We start from the raw sequence: 15,623 nt of genomic DNA, 5'->3' as shown, positions 1-15,623 counted from the left end.
CGACTTTAAGGCGGCCCATACCGCCCACCTTCAACGTCATCGCCCCTTTCGCCTGCCGTCATGAAGAAGCCCTTGTCCTTGAAAATGCGCGCCATCGCGCTGTTGTCGCAGCGGGAGCATAGCCGGACGGAGTTGCGTCGCAAGCTGTTGCGGATTCAGCGCAGCATGGCGGCCAAGGCGGGCGTTCCGCAGCTTGCGGAGGCCGATGAGGAGGCCCCAACCGATGGCGCGAACCTTGAGGCCGATATCGAGACCTTGCTGGACGGCTTGCAAGCTCAAGGCTATTTGAGTGACGCCCGATTTGTCGAGTCTCGCGTCCATGCCCGGGCGTCTCGTTACGGCAGCCTGCGCATCAAGCAGGAGCTGGCACAACATGGTCTGAGCCTGAGTGCAGAGGCGATGGCGACCTTGAAGTCCCAGGAGTTCGAGCGTGCCAAGGCCGTTTGGCAGCGCAAATTTGGTGGCGTCATGGCCGATGATGGGCCAGGGAAGGCCAAACAAATTCGTTTCCTGATGGCCCGGGGCTATGCGGCCGAGACGATTCGAAAACTGCTGCACTCCGACGAGGACTAAAACGGCCCGAAAGCACCTGCTGCCTCTCGCGGCCATGAATTTCTACCCGCTTCGACAGTTTCGCGAAAGCCTCGCTGAGGCGCAGCATGCTACATTGGCGCCCTGCGTAAGCCTTGCCTGCTGGTTTTTTAGACCGCAGGCAGTGTTTTATGCGAAGCCGTTTCTCCAGCCATGCCCTTATCCAATCCCTCCTCCGAGCGCCGTTTGATGCATCGTCGCGCCATTGACGTGCAGGTCTTTGCACGCAATGACGGCCTGTATGACGTCGACGCTTCTTTGACGGATACCAAGACCTGCGACATGGCGGTCGCCGGTGGCAAACGCCTGGCGGGTGAGCCGATTCACGCGATGCTGCTTCGCTTGGTGGTGGACGCACAGACGAATATTCTGGCCGCGACATCGCAAACGAATTGGATGCCTTATCCCGGCGCATGTGACCAGCATGGTGATGCTTATGCGGCCCTGGCTGGCTTGAATTTGATGCAAAGCTTCAGGCACGGCGTCAAAGAACGGCTCGCCGGTATCAAAGGCTGTACCCATCTGACCGAGATGTGTCAGTTGCTGCCCTCAGCGGTCATCCAAGCCTTTGCTGGCATCGTGCTCGATACGCGCGAAGACAGTGCTTCTGACCAGGCCCCATTTCAACTTGACCGTTGCCATGCGCTGCGCAGCGACGGCTCGACAGTGAAATCGCATTACCCCCGCTGGTTCCGCAACGGGGAGGCCCCGACGGCCTTGCCCGCGGCGTCGCCCGCTGCTATCTCCTCTTCCTGACCTTTCCAAAAGCGAGACACCTATGAAGATTCACGAGTACCAGGCCAAGGAAATCCTGCGCCAATTCGGCGTGCCTGTGCCGCGTGGCCATGCGGCTTTCACGGTGCAAGAAGCGGTTGAAGCCGCTCAGAAATTGGGCGGCCCGGTCTGGGTCGTCAAGGCCCAGATCCATGCCGGCGGACGCGGCAAGGGCGGCGGCGTCAAGCTTGGCCGTTCGATGGACGAGGTCAAGAGCCTGGCCGAAGAAATTCTCGGCATGCAACTCGTCACGCACCAGACTGGCCCGGTCGGTCAAAAAGTGCGCCGCCTGCTGGTTGAAGAAGGCGCCGACATCAAGAAGGAATACTACGTTGCCGCCCTGACCGACCGCGCCACCCAGCGCGTCGCGATGATGGCGTCCAGCGAAGGCGGCATGGACATCGAGGAAGTGGCGCACGCCACGCCCGAGAAGATCCTGCGCGTCATCATCGACCCGGCCTTGGGCCTGACCGACGAGCAAGCGCAAACCCTGGTGGCCGGCATCGGCGTCCCGGAAGCTTCGCAAGCGCAAGCGCGCGACGTGCTGCAAAAGCTCTACAAGTGCTATATGGCCACCGACGCGTCGCTGGCCGAAATCAACCCGCTGATTCTTGAAGGCGGCGGTGGCATCAAGGCGCTGGACGCGAAGTTCGACTTCGACGCCAACTCGCTGTTCCGTCACCCCGAGATCGTCGCCTACCGCGACCTCGACGAAGAAGACGCGGCCGAAGTGGAAGCCAGTAAGTTCGACCTGGCCTATATCAGCCTGGACGGCAATATCGGCTGCTTGGTGAACGGCGCCGGTTTGGCCATGGCCACCATGGACACCATCAAGTTGTTCGGCGGATCGCCGGCCAACTTCCTGGACGTGGGCGGCGGCGCGACTGCAGAGAAGGTCACCGAAGCCTTCAAGATCATGCTGAAGAACCCCGAAGTCAAGGGCATCTTGGTCAACATCTTCGGCGGCATCATGAAGTGCGACACCATTGCAGAAGGCGTGATCGCCGCTTGCAAGGCGGTCAATCTGTCGGTGCCATTGGTGGTGCGCATGAAGGGCACCAACGAAGACCTGGGCAAGAAGATGCTGGCCGAGTCTGGCCTGCCCATCATCGCCGCCGATTCGATGGCCGAAGCGGCCACCAAGATTGTTGCAGCCGTAGCCTAAGTCTTTGCTAGAAAGAACGTCATGAGCATTTACATCAATAAAGACACCAAGGTCATCACCCAAGGCATCACGGGCAAGACCGGTCAATTCCACACCCGTGGCTGCCGCGATTACGCCAATGGCCGTAATTGCTTCGTCGCCGGCGTGAACCCCAAGAAGGCCGGTGAGGACTTCGAAGGCATCCCGATTTACGCCAATGTGAGCGAAGCCGCACAAGCGACCGGCGCCACCGTGTCGGTGATCTATGTGCCGCCTGCTGGCGCCGCCGCTGCGATCTGGGAAGCCGTCGAGGCCGATCTGGATCTGGCCATCTGCATCACCGAAGGCATCCCGGTCCGTGACATGCTGGAGATCCGCAACCGCATGCGCGCCAAGGAAGCCGCTGGCGGCAAGCGCACTTTGCTGCTCGGACCTAACTGCCCAGGCCTGATCACCCCGGACGAAATCAAGATCGGCATCATGCCCGGCCACATCCACCGCAAGGGTCGGATCGGCGTGGTCTCGCGCTCCGGCACGCTGACCTATGAAGCGGTGGCTCAGCTGACCGAAATCGGCCTGGGTCAGTCCAGCGCCGTCGGCATCGGTGGCGACCCGATCAATGGTCTGAAGCACATCGACGTGATGAAGGCCTTCAATGACGACCCGGACACCGACGCCGTCATCATGATTGGCGAAATCGGCGGCCCCGACGAAGCCGAAGCCGCGCGCTGGTGCAAAGACAATATGAAGAAGCCTATCGTCGGCTTCATCGCTGGCGTGACCGCACCTGCCGGCAAGCGCATGGGCCATGCCGGTGCCTTGATCTCCGGTGGAGAAGACACCGCCGACGCCAAGCTCGCGATCATGGAAGCCTGCGGCTTCACGATCACGCGCAACCCGTCGGAAATGGCCAAGCTGCTGAAGGGCTTGCTGTAATTCTGCGCAGATCATTGGGTGATCGGCATTGAGCGCCGGCGCCCAGTCTCCGCTTAGAGCAAAAAGGGGCGTCAGCCCCTTTTTTCATTCCTAACGTCGCTTCTCCTGTGCTTCGCTATAGTCGGCGGCTATGTAATCCAATGCGAGCCTAGATCGCATCCCTTCTTAGAAGACATCAATGGATACCTTTTTGAGTCCCGAGTTCTGGTTGGCGGTCGGCCAGATCATCATGATCGACATCTTGCTCGGCGGCGACAACGCGGTCGTGATCGCGCTGGCATGCCGCAAACTGCCGGCCGCCCAGCGCACCAAAGGCATCATCTGGGGCACGGCCGGCGCGATTGTGCTGCGCGTGGTGCTGATTTTCTTTGCCCTGACCTTGCTGCAAGTGCCTTATCTGAAGATCCTCGGCGGCCTGCTGCTGGTCTGGATCGGCGTCAAGCTCTTGGTCCCCGAGAGTGAAGACGAGCACTCGAACATCCAGGCCAGCGACAAGCTTTGGGCTGCGGTCAAGACCGTCATAGTGGCCGACTTTGTGATGAGTCTGGACAATGTGATTGCCATCGCCGGCGCGGCTCAAGGCGCGGGTGGTGATCACCAGATGCCTTTGGTGATTTTCGGCTTGCTGGTGTCGATTCCCATCATCGTCTGGGGTAGCCAGTTGGTCATCAAGCTGATGGACCGCTTCCCTATAGTCATCACGGTCGGCGCGATGCTGCTGGGTTGGATCGCCGGTACCATGATCATCGGTGACCCGGCCTTGAAGGACTGGGTGCCGACCATGCCCGGCGACAAGCCCGGTACTTCACTTGTTTTGCCGGTCTGGCATTACGGCTGTGGCATAGCGGGGGCATTGTTTGTGCTGGCCGCTGGCAAATTGATGGCTTCCCGAAGCGGCAAAACCGAATAGGTAAAAGGGCGCACGAATGACGGGTTTCTGGCGGCGAATTCTTGGCAAATCAAGCCCCCCGGTGGCGGCGGAGTCGACGCTTGCTGCCTCCGACGGAGCCTCCATTCTGGCGCTTCAGGCGACCAAGGCGGCCGTCGGCTTGCAGGGTTATGAATTGCAGCGGGAGCTCGGTCGTGGCGCTATGGCGGTAGTGCATCTTGCCCGCCAACTCAGCAACGATAAGCTGGTGGCGATCAAGCGACTGGCACTGCAACGCGAATTCGCCGCCGAGGACCTGGCCGATGTGCGCCAGCGCTTTATGCGTGAGGCGCGCGCGGCCGGGCACCTTCAGCACCCGGATATCCTGCAGGTTCTCGATGCCGGCGAGGCCGGTGAAGACGCATGGATCGCAATGGAATTCGTGCAAGGCAAAGACCTCAGCCATTACACGCGAGCCAATCAGTTGCTGCCGGTCCGCGAGGTGGTTCGGATCGGGGCAAGGCTGGCACGTGCCTTGCACTATGCGCACAGCCAAGGTGTTATCCACCGCGACATCAAACCGGCCAATGTGATGTTGGACTTGGCAAACGATGTGCTGAAGATCATGGATTTCGGCATCGCCCGCATTGCCGATGGCAGCCGCACCCGCACCGGTCTGGTCTTGGGCACACCGTCTTTTATGTCGCCCGAGCAATTGGCCGGACTGAAGGTCGATGGGCGCAGCGATCTGTATTCGCTAGGCGCGATGATTTATCAACTATTGACCGGCCATCTGCCCCATCAGTCAGACTCGATGGCAAGACTGATGTACCAGATCGCCAATCAGACGCCGGCCGATGTGCGCCACTACCGGCCGGGTTTGCCGGAGGCGCTGGCCATGGTCCTGGCCTTGGCTCTTGAAAAGCGCCCCGAGTTGCGCTATGCAAGCGGCGAGCAGATGGCTCTGGATCTGGAGGCGGTGTTGCTGCAACCGGGCTTAGAAGAGCCGGTCGCCGCGCCTCCAATCTCCGACATGGGCACCGATTCGCCCATTTCTGCCGATTCTTTCGCACAAACAGTCCGTCTGAATACGCTGGAAGCAGGGCAGAATCCCGCAGGACTGCAACCGAAGACAAAGCCATGACCCTGGAGTTTTTCAGCGCCACCGATGTGGGCCGCGCACGCGACAACAATGAAGACTCGGTGGCCTTGGATGAGGCCGTCGGCTTGGCTGTGCTGGCCGATGGCATGGGCGGTTACAACGCCGGTGAAGTAGCCAGTCAGATGCTCACCAGCTTCATCCGCGCCGAGCTTGGCCGCTGGCTGAAGGAGTCGGGCGGCAGTGCCAGCGCGGCCGATGTGCGGCGAGCCATGGACATCTGCGTCGACAACGCCAACCGTGCCATCTTCAATGCCGCCAACACCAATCCGCGCTACGCCGGTATGGGCACGACCTTGGTGGTCGGGGTGTTCCGCGAGGAAGGCTTGCTGATGGGTCATGTGGGTGACTCGCGTGCTTACCGCTTGCGCGGCGGACATCTGAGCCAAATCACACGTGACCATTCGCTGCTGCAAGAACAACTCGACGCGGGGCTGCTGACGGCCGAAGAAGCGGCGCTATCGAACAACAAGAATTTGGTCACCCGGGCGGTTGGTGTCGAAGATTCGGTGATGCTGGAGTTGCATCTTCACGAAATTCAGGCTGGGGATGTCTACCTATTTTGTTCGGATGGTCTGTCCGATATGCTGGATGATGCATCGATTTGCCAGTTGCTCTTAAACCACCCTTCCTTGTCTGAAGCGGCTCAAGCCTTGATAGACGGGGCCAATGACATGGGCGGCCGAGATAATATTGCGCTGGTGCTGGTCAGGGCCGAAGGCCGCGTCAAGACCGAGGGCAGGGCTTGGTGGCCGTTCGGACGGCGCTGAAGCAAATTTAGAAGATATCAGTGGCGTTGAAAGACAATGCCATCGCAAGCTACAAGACAACAGGATTGAGGTCAAAGCATGGGCAAACTGGTGGTTTCGCTCGACGGGGTGGTGATTAAGGATGTCCAAATTACCAAGGACAAGACCACGCTTGGGCGTCGTCCCTATAACGACATCGTGATCGACAACTTGGCCGTCAGCGGGGAACATGCCGTCTTGCAAATGGTTGGAGCCGATGTCTTTATCGAGGACCTGAACTCGACCAATGGCACTTATATCAACGGCAAAGCGATCAAGAAGCAGTTGCTGGTCAATAGCGACATCGTCGAAATCGGCAAGTACAAAATCAAATACTTGCTTGAGGACAGCGGCGACTACGAAAAGACCATGATTTTGAAGCCGGGTGCGGCGCTGCCCGCTGTTGGCGGCCATGTCGGCGCGGCTTCCGGTTTCGGCATGCTTGCCCCGGCGGCAAATGCCTCACCCGCCGTGATCAAGGTTTTGACCGGCGCTGCGGCCGGCCGCGAGGTGAGTTTGACCAAGGTGGTGACGACGGTCGGCAAGCCCGGCGTCCAAGTCGCCTCGATTACCAAGCGCCCGAGCGGTTATGTGTTCGCCCATGTTGAAGGGGCCGCCCGCCCGTCCGTCAATGGGTCGCCATTGACCGGAGAATCTATCGCCCTCAAGGACGGCGATGTGATCGAACTGGCTGGCACGCAGATGCAGTTCGTCAACGGCTGATACGGCTGTCCGCCCTTAACAAAGGGCGAGATTTACCGTCGAACTGGCCCTGACTCTGGGAATACCCTGGTGATTTGGCGCCTCCAGCGCCCGGGCTGCCATGCACAATGGCGGTCGAGCCCTGTCACCGCTTAGGCTTTATGTTAAAGCCAGCCAAGACCTACCACCTTGCCCGAGCACACGTGAGTCAGCGCCCTCTATCAACTGCCACCACCGCAGCCACCGCCGCAACGATCCACTCCTCACGCCTCGGCTCGATCAGGGTGCGGGTGGCTGTGGCCGTTGTGTTCGTCAGCCTGCTATTGGTTGGTGCCACCGATGCGCTTCACTTGCGCTATCAGTTGCAGCAGCGCTTGCAGGCCTTTGATGCCGATTTGAGGGCGCTGCCGCAACTCTATGCGCAGCCGCTGGCACGCAGCTTGGTGGACGCCGCCTCATCCGATGCAGGGCCGAGCGAGCCAAGCGACACGACCCGGCAACTGCTCGGCAAGGTGCAGGCCCGCCCAGGCATCATCGGCGTGGAACTGGATATGGGCAACGGCAGTCGCTTGAGTCTGGGCGACTTCAGCACCGCATCGCGGGCAGATATGCGCCAGATCGACTTCAAATTGGGCCCGCCCGCAGCTGATGGCGCCCTGGTCCGCGTAGTGGCGCAACCCGAAGCCTTGCAATACATGTTTTGGCGCGAGCAGTTGCCCGCAGTTTTGTGGCGTGATCTGATTTTGGTCCTGCTGCTCAGTCTGGTCTTGGTCATTGTGCTGGACCGCATGTTGCTGCGGCCGCTGAAGGCGCTGCGCCGCTTGGCCAGTCATGCCGATGCGTTTGACCCCACCTTGCCGCCGCCTGAGCCTGAGCCGCAGCAGCCGAATGAGTTGGCTCGTATCTCGCATTCCATCACGCGGGCGCAACAAAGTCTGTGGCTGCAACTTCAGGAAGAACAAGGCCGTGCCGAATTGTTGCGGCTTGAGGTCGGTCGGCAGCAGGATGCGCTGCGGTCGGCCGAACAATCTTTGGCGCAAAAGAATCTGGAGCTGGGGCGCCTGAGTCGTGTGGATGAGCTGACGGGCCTGGCGAACCGGCGCGAATTCGACGAAGGCCTAAGGCGCGAGTTCAAACGCGCGCAGCGCCAGCGCGGCCATTTGGCCCTGGCGGTTTTGGATCTGGACCACTTCAAGAGCTTCAATGAACGCTACGGCGTGGCGGCCGGCGACGCGGTGTTGACGCGCTTTGCGCAGTTGCTGTCGGTGCGTTTCAAGCGCGATACCGATCTAGTGGCTCGGCTGGGTGGCGAGGAGTTTGTCGCCTTGCTGCCAGGTTTCGGTCTGGGCGTGACCCAAGGTTTGCTGGAGCAACTTCGCGAGGACTTGCGAGAGTTGCAATTGCCGCATGAGGGCAGTGTGAATGGGCAAGTGCTGACCGTCAGCATCGGTCTGGCCGCCTATAGCCCGGCGCACCCTTATCTGAGCCCGCAAGCCTTGATGCAGGCCGCCGACGAGGCACTCTATATCGCCAAGCATGCCGGCCGCGACCGACTCAGCTTGGCAGCATCCAGCGGGCATCCCGAGCCCCGCCAGGGCTAGAGATCAGCGATCTCGCTCCAGCGCTTGTTGCATCTGATCGCTGACGCGGCGCGCCGCGCGCAGCACCAAGGCCTCATCGAGCGAAGCCTGTGGCGCAATGGCGCTGGCGACCTCATCCAATCGGTCGGGGTGCATCAGCAGCGCCCAAGCTATCGTCGAAATGGCGCTAACGCCACGGCGTTGCAGGCTCTCGGGCATGATCATATTGGCCTGCACCTCGACGTGGTGGCGAACACTGGCCACCGCCGCCGGCGCCAAGCCCCAGCTTTCGCACAGCGCCGCACCCAGTGCATCATGGCTAACGCCAAAAGCCGTGTGTTCCAGTTGTACCAATTCGACATCGCTGGCGGCCGCCCGCAGCATGGCCGGGTAATGCGCCGGCGCGTGGCGATACAAGACCGCTTTGCCACATTCCTCGAATAAACCCGCCGAGTGGGCCGCCCAAGGGTCAATGCCCAGCATCTGCCCCATCCGACCCATCAAGAGGCCACGCTCTGCGGCGCGCTTCCAGACCGGCTCCAACTCCGCAGCCGGCGGGAAGGCAGCCCGCAAGCCCATCTCGAAGGTGATTGAGGCGACTTCTCGCATGCCCAGATAGGTCAATGCCTGATGCACCGTCTGCACTCGGCCACGCAGGCCGTACAGCGATGAGTTGACGGCTTTCAGCACGGCCGCAGCCAGGGCCATATCGGTCTCGACCAAGGAGGACATCGCCAGCAGATCAATGTCTTCGGCCGCCATCAACAAAGACAGCTTGACCAAGACCTCGGGCTGGGTCGGAATTTCGATGTCAAGTGAACGCAATGTTGGATCGACGGGCATGGCTAAGAACCTCCAGAAACTCTTGCGATCTTAGTGCTTAGAACGGCTTTTTTGATGGGGCCGCGCAGCAAGTCTTTTCAAGAACCCGATGTAAGCAAAAGTTAGCGAAAAAAAGCATCCCAACCGGTCTTCAGGATCAGGCCACTGACGACCACAATGAACATGCCGCGGACAAAGCCGGCCCCTCGTGCCAGCGCCATGCGCGTGCCGACCAAGCTGCCGGCCACATTGGTGACGGCCATTACCGCCGCGATATGCCACCAGATATGGCCCTTGAAGGCGAACAACGCTATAGCCGCTGCGTTGGTGGCGGTGTTCATCAGCTTTGCCGTGGCCGAGGCGTGCAAGAAGTCATAACCCAATAAACGCACGAATAGAAAAACGAAGAAGCTGCCGGTGCCGGGACCGAAGAAGCCGTCATAAAACCCGACACCCAAACCGATGCCACCGGCGACCAGCGTTTCGGCGCGACCGTTGAAACGCGGCGCATGCTGCCGCCCCAAATCCTTGCGCGCCAAGGTATAGGCCAACACCAGCAACAAGATCAGCGGCAGGGCACGGCGTAAAAAACCGGGGTCGACCAGCGTGACCGTCCAGGCGCCAGCAAAACTGCCCAGCAGCGCGATGCCAGCCGCCGGCAACAGGGCCGGCCAGTTCAGTGAGACGCGCCGCGCGTATTGGGCCGTGGCCCAGGCGGTGCCCCAGATCGATGCGCCCTTATTGGTGCCAAACAACGTGGCGGGTGCGGCTTGCGGAAACACGCCAAACAAGGCGGGCACCAGCACCAAACCACCCCCCCCAACTACCGCGTCAATGAAGCCGGCCAGCAATGAGGCCAGCGCGACGGTCAAAAGTTCAAACATGCGGACGAGGGGAAATCTACGAAAAGGTGGTGGCGTCAAATTGTCGCCAGAAAGAAAAACAGGCACCCGAAATGGATTTCAGGTGCCTGTTGATTGTGACAGTGTCACTTTATTGTTTGTACCGCTTTGCTTGAGATTGTCTCCTCATGCCGCCCTAGCGCCCGTTTGCAGGACACGTCGAGTGAAGCGAATGTAGGGCTCGGAGCTCATGCCCGCACTTGGGGTTTTTACGGTTGAGGTGCACCGAACTGGTTATGTGTGCATGTGCTTACTACTCTGAAGTAACCCATAAAACAGGGCATATCGGCAGCAACCCGATGCACTTCTTTAGAACAACGGCGAGTTCCTGACTCGGTCGAAATTTGTGGTGTTTTTGCAAAAAAGGGCGCGATCAAGCGCTGCGACGGGCCAACTTCTGAACCGGGATGGGTAGAACTGGCGGCTTTGAGTCGACTTTCTTCGCGTTTGTCACAAAGTGCGACACGGAACAATTCGACCCATGTATGTATCCAATTCCAAGACCGGCGCAGGCTGCTGGCCGCAACTATTGATCCGTCTGGGCGGCTTGCTCTTGCCTCTTATGTTGGTGGCTTGTGGCGGTGGCGGCTCGAGCATTGTCGAGCCCGCTCCCGTCCCGGTGCCGGTGCCGGTGCCGGTGCCCGTGCCGATAGGTAGCGCCACCACCACCCTGGGTTTCAATTTGCCGCGCGCGGGCTTGAGCGCGGCCGAACTGGGCGTGATCGTTGTCGAGGGCGATGCGCAGTCCGAGGCAATAGGCAGCTACTACCAAACGGCGCGCGGCATTCCTGCCGCCAACATCATTCGGGTCAAACTGGCCACCGCGTCGGCGACCATCTCGGTGTCCGACTTTGCGGCGCTGAAGGCCGAAATCGATGCCAAGCTGCCGACCGGCGTACAAGCCACCTTGCTGACCTGGACCGCCCCATCGCGCGTCGTCGGCACTTGTGCAATGAGCATCACCAGTGCGATGGCTTTTGGCTACGACAGCAAGTATTGCGGGGCTTGCTCGGGCACCGCACCATCGAGCTATTTCGACTCCGAATCCAGGCAGGCTTGGGTGGATCACAAGATCCGCCCCTCGATGATGCTGGGCGCAAACAGCTTGGCCGCCGCCAAAACCTTGATCGATCGCGGTGTGCAGGCCGACGCCAGCAAGCCCACCGGCAGCGGCTATCTGCTGCGCACCGGTGACGGGGCGCGCAGCGTGCGTTACGGCGACTACATCGGCCTGCCCGCCGCTTGGGCCGGCCGCCTGCTTTTGAACTACAGCGACAACTCTGCCGGAGGCGCGGCCGATTTCATCGAGGGCAAGACCGATGTGTTGTTCTACTTCACCGGCCTGGCCAGCGTGCCCAAGCTTGCCAGCCTTGGCTTCCGGCCCGGCGCGGTGGCCGACCACCTGACCTCCTATGGCGGCATGTTGCCGGGCTCGGGTCAAATGCCCATCACCGACTGGCTGGATGCCGGCGCCACTGCCAGTTATGGCACGGTCGAGGAGCCCTGCAACTACACCCAGAAGTTTCCTCAAGCCTCCGTCTTGATCGAGCATTACTTCCGAGGTGAAACGGTGATCGAGGCCTATTGGAAGTCGGTTCAATGGCCGGGCCAGGGTTTGTTCGTCGGCGAGCCCCTGGCGCGGCCTTTCAATGACAGCCCCAGCTTCACCATTGAAAACGGCCAATACCTGATCAGTACGCGGGCGCTGCGCAGCAACGCCAGCTATAGCCTGGAGTACCGAGCCGGCACGGCGGGCACCTGGACCGCCTTGGCCGCCTTCAAGATCGCCCGCGCCGAGCCGCAAACGTTGCGCTCGCCGCTGCCGCCGGCCAATGCCACCGAGCTGCGTTGGCGCGGCCCCTGTGCCGGCAATGCGGCGCTGCAATGCACGCTCTGAGCCCCGGTCTTTAGCGAGGCGGTCGGCGTCAACCCGGCCGGGCTGGCAAAATGAGGGCCCCTTCAGGCCTTTCTATGTCCCCCCAGCCCTCTGCCATGCGTGTGCTGTCCGTCATCCCTCCGATGACCCAGCTCAATACCCCCTACCCATCTACTGCCTACCTGACCGGCTTTCTGCGCTCGCGCGGCGTCGACGCGGTGCAAGAAGATTTGGCCTTGGCGTTGATGCTGAAGCTGTTCTCGCGCGCCGGTCTGCTGTCCTTGCGCGAGGCGATCCATGCGCTGGATGTGGCCAAGCGCACGCCCTTGGTGCAAGGATTTGATGAGGCTTTTGACGTCTATCTATCGACCATCAGCGCCACCATCGCCTTTTTGCAGGGGCGCGATCCGACCCTCGCGCATCGCATCTGCGGCCGCCAGTTTCTGCCCGAAGGGCCGCGCTTTGCCTCGCTCGATGTTTACATTGACGAAGACGGCGGCGACCCTTTGGCCTGGGCTTTTGGCGCGCTGGGTTTGCAGGACAAGGCTCGCCATCTGGCGACGCTCTACCTGAACGACCTGGCCGATGTGCTGCGCGACGCGGTCGACCCGCGCTTTGAGTTCGTGCGTTATGCGGAGTCGCTGGCAACCAGCCAGCCGACCTTTGAGCCACTGGCCGAGGCCTTGGCGGCGCCGCTGAATCTGGTCGATACGACGCTGCGGGAGCTAACGCTGGCTTCCATCGCGCATCACCAGCCTCGGCTGGTCTTGATTTCCATACCCTTCCCCGGGGCCGTCTACGCGGCATTCCGGATCGCGCAGTTCATTCGCGCCGAGCATCCCGGCATCAAAATCGCGCTCGGCGGCGGCTTCGTCAATACCGAGTTACGTGAGCTGACCGAGCCGCGCGTGTTCGACTATTTTGACTATGTGACGCTGGACGCTGGCGAGCGCCCCTTGCTGGCGCTGCTGGAGCATCTGGACGGCAAACGCTCGAAGCAGCGCTTGGTGAGGACTTTCGTCAGAGAAGACGACTTGCTCCCCCACGGGGGGGCGGACGCTGCGATGCAGCGGCTTTGGGGGCCAACAGTCGTCAGGTACATCAACTTCGTCGAGCCCGATATCGCCTTTGCCGAGGTCGGCACGCCGACCTGGGACGGTCTGCCGCTGGATCGCTACCTCTCGCTGCTGGACATGCTCAACCCGATGAACCGGCTGTGGTCGGACGGGCGCTGGAACAAGCTGACGGTGGCGCATGGTTGCTACTGGAAGAAATGCAGTTTCTGCGATGTCTCGCTGGACTACATCTCGCGCTACGAAGGCACTTCGGCGGCGACGCTGGTCGACCGCATCGAGGCCATCGTCGCCGAGACCGGCCAGACCGGTTTCCATTTCGTCGATGAGGCGGCGCCGCCCAAGGCCTTGAAGGCGCTGGCCGCCGAGCTACAGGCGCGCAATAGCAGCATTTCCTGGTGGGGCAATATCCGCTTCGAGAAGTCCTTCAGCCCCGAGCTATGCCAGCAGTTGGCGGACAGTGGTTGTATCGCTATCTCGGGCGGCCTTGAGGTGGCGTCCGACCGGCTGCTGAACTTGATGAAGAAGGGTGTCTCGGTCGAGCAGGTGGCGCGTGTCACGCGGGGTTTCACCGATGCCGGCATCCTCGTGCATGCTTACCTGATGTATGGGTTCCCGACCCAGACCGTGCAAGACACCGTCGATGCCTTGGAATATGTGCGGCAGTTGTTCGAACAGGGTTGCATACAGAGCGGCTTCTTCCACCGTTTTGCCTGTACCGTGCATTCGCCGGTCGGGCGTGACCCGGCGGCTTACGGCGTTACGCTTCTGCCCTTGCCGCCGGTTTCATTCGCCAAGAACGATGTCGGTTTCAACGATCCGACCGGCGTTGACCATGACCGGCTCGGCGTCGGCCTGAAGAAGGCGATTTACAACTATATGCATGGCATCGGGCTGGAAGAGGATGTGCGCAGCTGGTTCCCGTTCAAGGTGCCGAAGACGACGGTCGCACGCCACCGCATTGCACGCGCCTTGAGCGCCTCCGGTCAGGGCTGAGAGGCCGAGAACTTTTTACTGCGCGACCTCCACACGTCGTTGGCCGGATGTTGGCTCCGACATCACATTTGCTGCGCAAATATGAGTCTCGCCGCAACTTCGTTGTCGAAATCCTCACGTACAGGGAGTACGTTGCGGTTTCTGCGCTCCGTCCGCCTAGTCTGACGGCCGCTCGCTACAAAAGCTCATAGCCTCTGAGCCTGGAACAGGCGCGCTTGTTGGGCGACAAAGCCGTCGAAGCCGACGAGCAAATCTTCGTAAGCTGGCGACGGACCTTCCAACTGCTGCAAAGCCAGCACGCTGGCCTCCAGCGTCGACAGCTGATGGCCCAGATGGGCCTTGCGAATCGCATAGCGTGAGGCCGGCGGATCCCTGAGTGCCAGGCGCGGCAATTGCTGCAGCAAGGGGTTGAGCAGCAGCATCTTGCGGCTTTTGCGCCAAGTCGCGTCGAGCACCACCAAGCGAGTGCAGGTCGGCGGAGTGATCAAGCATTCGCCGGCTTGGGGGCGATCTTCGGGGTAAAGCAGCCAACTTGATTGATCGGGCTCGGGCGTCGCCAATGCCTGCGCCAACTCCAGCGGATCAAAAGTTTCGCCGACCCAGATGCGGCAGCGCCGCAGTGATAGCTGCAAGAGCCTGGCCGTGCCCTTGGCATGGTCTTGCTCCAGCGGGTGCTGGAGCAGCAGCAATTCGACCCGGTTAGCGGCCGGTCTGACCCATGGGCAGATGCAGGCGCTAAGCGGCCTCTGGCAGTTCAGACATCGGGCGCGTTGCGACCCAGGCGGAGTCATCGACGCCTCGGGTGTCGCTGCTTGATGAGGTGTTGGCTGATTTTTCACGGCGTCGCGCATAAGAGGCCTTGATGGTACGGCCCTGGCCGCCGCCGATCATGCGGTAATGCTTGCCGGCCAATCCGCCGGCGACGACTACCCCCAACAGCAGGGCCAGTGTGTTGAGCAGGCCCCACAAAGGCGGCTGCGTGGCCGACAGCAGCAAGACGCCGATCGACTGCTCGCCAGCGAGCTCGGATTCCGACAACTTGAACACCCCCGCCAGCAACCAGGCAAACCAAGCCAGGCCCAGCCCGGTCAAACACCAGGCCGTGGTCGGACGCTTGCCAAGCTTGGGTGAGCGCACGGTGAAATAGCCCCAAGCCAGAGCGATGACGAACAGCAGCAGTGCAATGGCGCTGGCCTCGCTGAGTAAGGCGCCAAAGCTGCCTCGCCCCAAGAACGCATGTGGAAATAGATCGGCCGGCAAGCGAATGTCGGCCAGCAACCAAGCTAAGGCCCAGCAAGCACCGTACAACAGCAGACCCGAACACAGCGATGCCAAGCTTCTTGTATCTTTCATCTTCGCCACCTCTGCACCGAATATCGTAGGCTTGATTTTCGGTGCGACTGCGAATCTAA

At 61.0% G+C, this 15,623-nt stretch carries 15 protein-coding genes; 11 read left to right on the top strand and 4 right to left on the bottom strand.

The window, feature by feature from the left end; genetic code table 11:
- Positions 1-60 precede the first annotated feature (60 nt).
- From LNV07_RS21665 to LNV07_RS21625, 9 genes are all read left to right on the top strand, one after another.
- Complete coding sequence (locus tag LNV07_RS21665) at positions 61-573, top strand: RecX family transcriptional regulator (RefSeq protein WP_263573279.1); 513 nt, start codon at positions 61-63, stop codon at positions 571-573.
- Positions 574-780: 207 nt separating this feature from the next.
- Positions 781-1,347, top strand: a complete 567-nt coding sequence (locus LNV07_RS21660; RefSeq protein WP_263573278.1) for a DUF2889 domain-containing protein — start codon at positions 781-783, stop codon at positions 1,345-1,347.
- Between the two features lie 22 nt (positions 1,348-1,369).
- Positions 1,370-2,530, top strand: a complete 1,161-nt coding sequence (sucC, locus tag LNV07_RS21655; RefSeq protein WP_263573277.1) for an ADP-forming succinate--CoA ligase subunit beta — start codon at positions 1,370-1,372, stop codon at positions 2,528-2,530.
- 21 nt (positions 2,531-2,551) lie between these two features.
- On the top strand, positions 2,552-3,445 hold the full coding sequence (gene sucD / locus LNV07_RS21650) for a succinate--CoA ligase subunit alpha (protein ID WP_263573276.1): 894 nt from the start codon (positions 2,552-2,554) through the stop codon (positions 3,443-3,445).
- A 178-nt stretch (positions 3,446-3,623) separates the two neighbouring features.
- Entirely contained in the window at positions 3,624-4,355 is a 732-nt protein-coding gene (locus LNV07_RS21645; protein ID WP_263573275.1) for a TerC family protein, read from the top strand.
- A 16-nt stretch (positions 4,356-4,371) separates the two neighbouring features.
- Entirely contained in the window at positions 4,372-5,457 is a 1,086-nt protein-coding gene (locus LNV07_RS21640; protein WP_263573274.1) for a serine/threonine-protein kinase, read from the top strand.
- Positions 5,454-6,242, top strand: coding sequence for a Stp1/IreP family PP2C-type Ser/Thr phosphatase (locus LNV07_RS21635; RefSeq protein ID WP_263573273.1), 789 nt, complete (start codon positions 5,454-5,456; stop codon positions 6,240-6,242). Before LNV07_RS21640 ends, LNV07_RS21635 begins: the two co-directional genes overlap by 4 nt.
- Before the next feature lie 78 nt (positions 6,243-6,320).
- Positions 6,321-6,983 (top strand): FHA domain-containing protein, encoded by a 663-nt coding sequence (locus tag LNV07_RS21630; protein ID WP_263573272.1) that lies wholly within the window; start codon positions 6,321-6,323, stop codon positions 6,981-6,983.
- 182 nt (positions 6,984-7,165) lie between these two features.
- Positions 7,166-8,563, top strand: a complete 1,398-nt coding sequence (locus LNV07_RS21625) for a GGDEF domain-containing protein (RefSeq protein ID WP_263573271.1) — start codon at positions 7,166-7,168, stop codon at positions 8,561-8,563.
- Between the two features lie 3 nt (positions 8,564-8,566).
- Here the strand turns inward: LNV07_RS21625 and LNV07_RS21620 are convergent, their stop codons facing one another.
- Entirely contained in the window at positions 8,567-9,385 is an 819-nt protein-coding gene (locus tag LNV07_RS21620) for an HDOD domain-containing protein (protein WP_263573270.1), read from the bottom strand.
- A 101-nt stretch (positions 9,386-9,486) separates the two neighbouring features.
- Positions 9,487-10,248 (bottom strand): sulfite exporter TauE/SafE family protein, encoded by a 762-nt coding sequence (locus LNV07_RS21615; protein ID WP_263573269.1) that lies wholly within the window; start codon positions 10,246-10,248, stop codon positions 9,487-9,489.
- A 499-nt stretch (positions 10,249-10,747) separates the two neighbouring features.
- Between LNV07_RS21615 and LNV07_RS21610 the strand changes: the two genes are divergently transcribed.
- Both LNV07_RS21610 and LNV07_RS21605 read left to right on the top strand, forming a co-directional pair.
- Positions 10,748-12,163, top strand: a complete 1,416-nt coding sequence (locus LNV07_RS21610) for a TIGR03790 family protein (protein WP_263573268.1) — start codon at positions 10,748-10,750, stop codon at positions 12,161-12,163.
- Between the two features lie 95 nt (positions 12,164-12,258).
- Positions 12,259-14,211, top strand: coding sequence for a B12-binding domain-containing radical SAM protein (locus LNV07_RS21605; protein ID WP_263573267.1), 1,953 nt, complete (start codon positions 12,259-12,261; stop codon positions 14,209-14,211).
- A gap of 185 nt (positions 14,212-14,396) precedes the next feature.
- Here the strand turns inward: LNV07_RS21605 and LNV07_RS21600 are convergent, their stop codons facing one another.
- Complete coding sequence (locus LNV07_RS21600; protein WP_263573266.1) at positions 14,397-15,002, bottom strand: tRNA-uridine aminocarboxypropyltransferase; 606 nt, start codon at positions 15,000-15,002, stop codon at positions 14,397-14,399.
- A complete protein-coding gene (locus LNV07_RS21595) occupies positions 14,947-15,564 on the bottom strand; it encodes a hypothetical protein (RefSeq protein ID WP_263573265.1) in 618 nt (205 codons plus the stop codon). The genes LNV07_RS21600 and LNV07_RS21595 overlap by 56 nt, the downstream gene beginning before the upstream one ends.
- Positions 15,565-15,623 lie beyond the last annotated feature (59 nt).

It is taken from the genome of Roseateles oligotrophus, assembly GCF_025717515.1.
GTDB lineage: Bacteria > Pseudomonadota > Gammaproteobacteria > Burkholderiales > Burkholderiaceae_C > Paucibacter_A > Paucibacter_A oligotrophus.
This window is presented reverse-complemented; position numbering and strand designations above follow the sequence as displayed.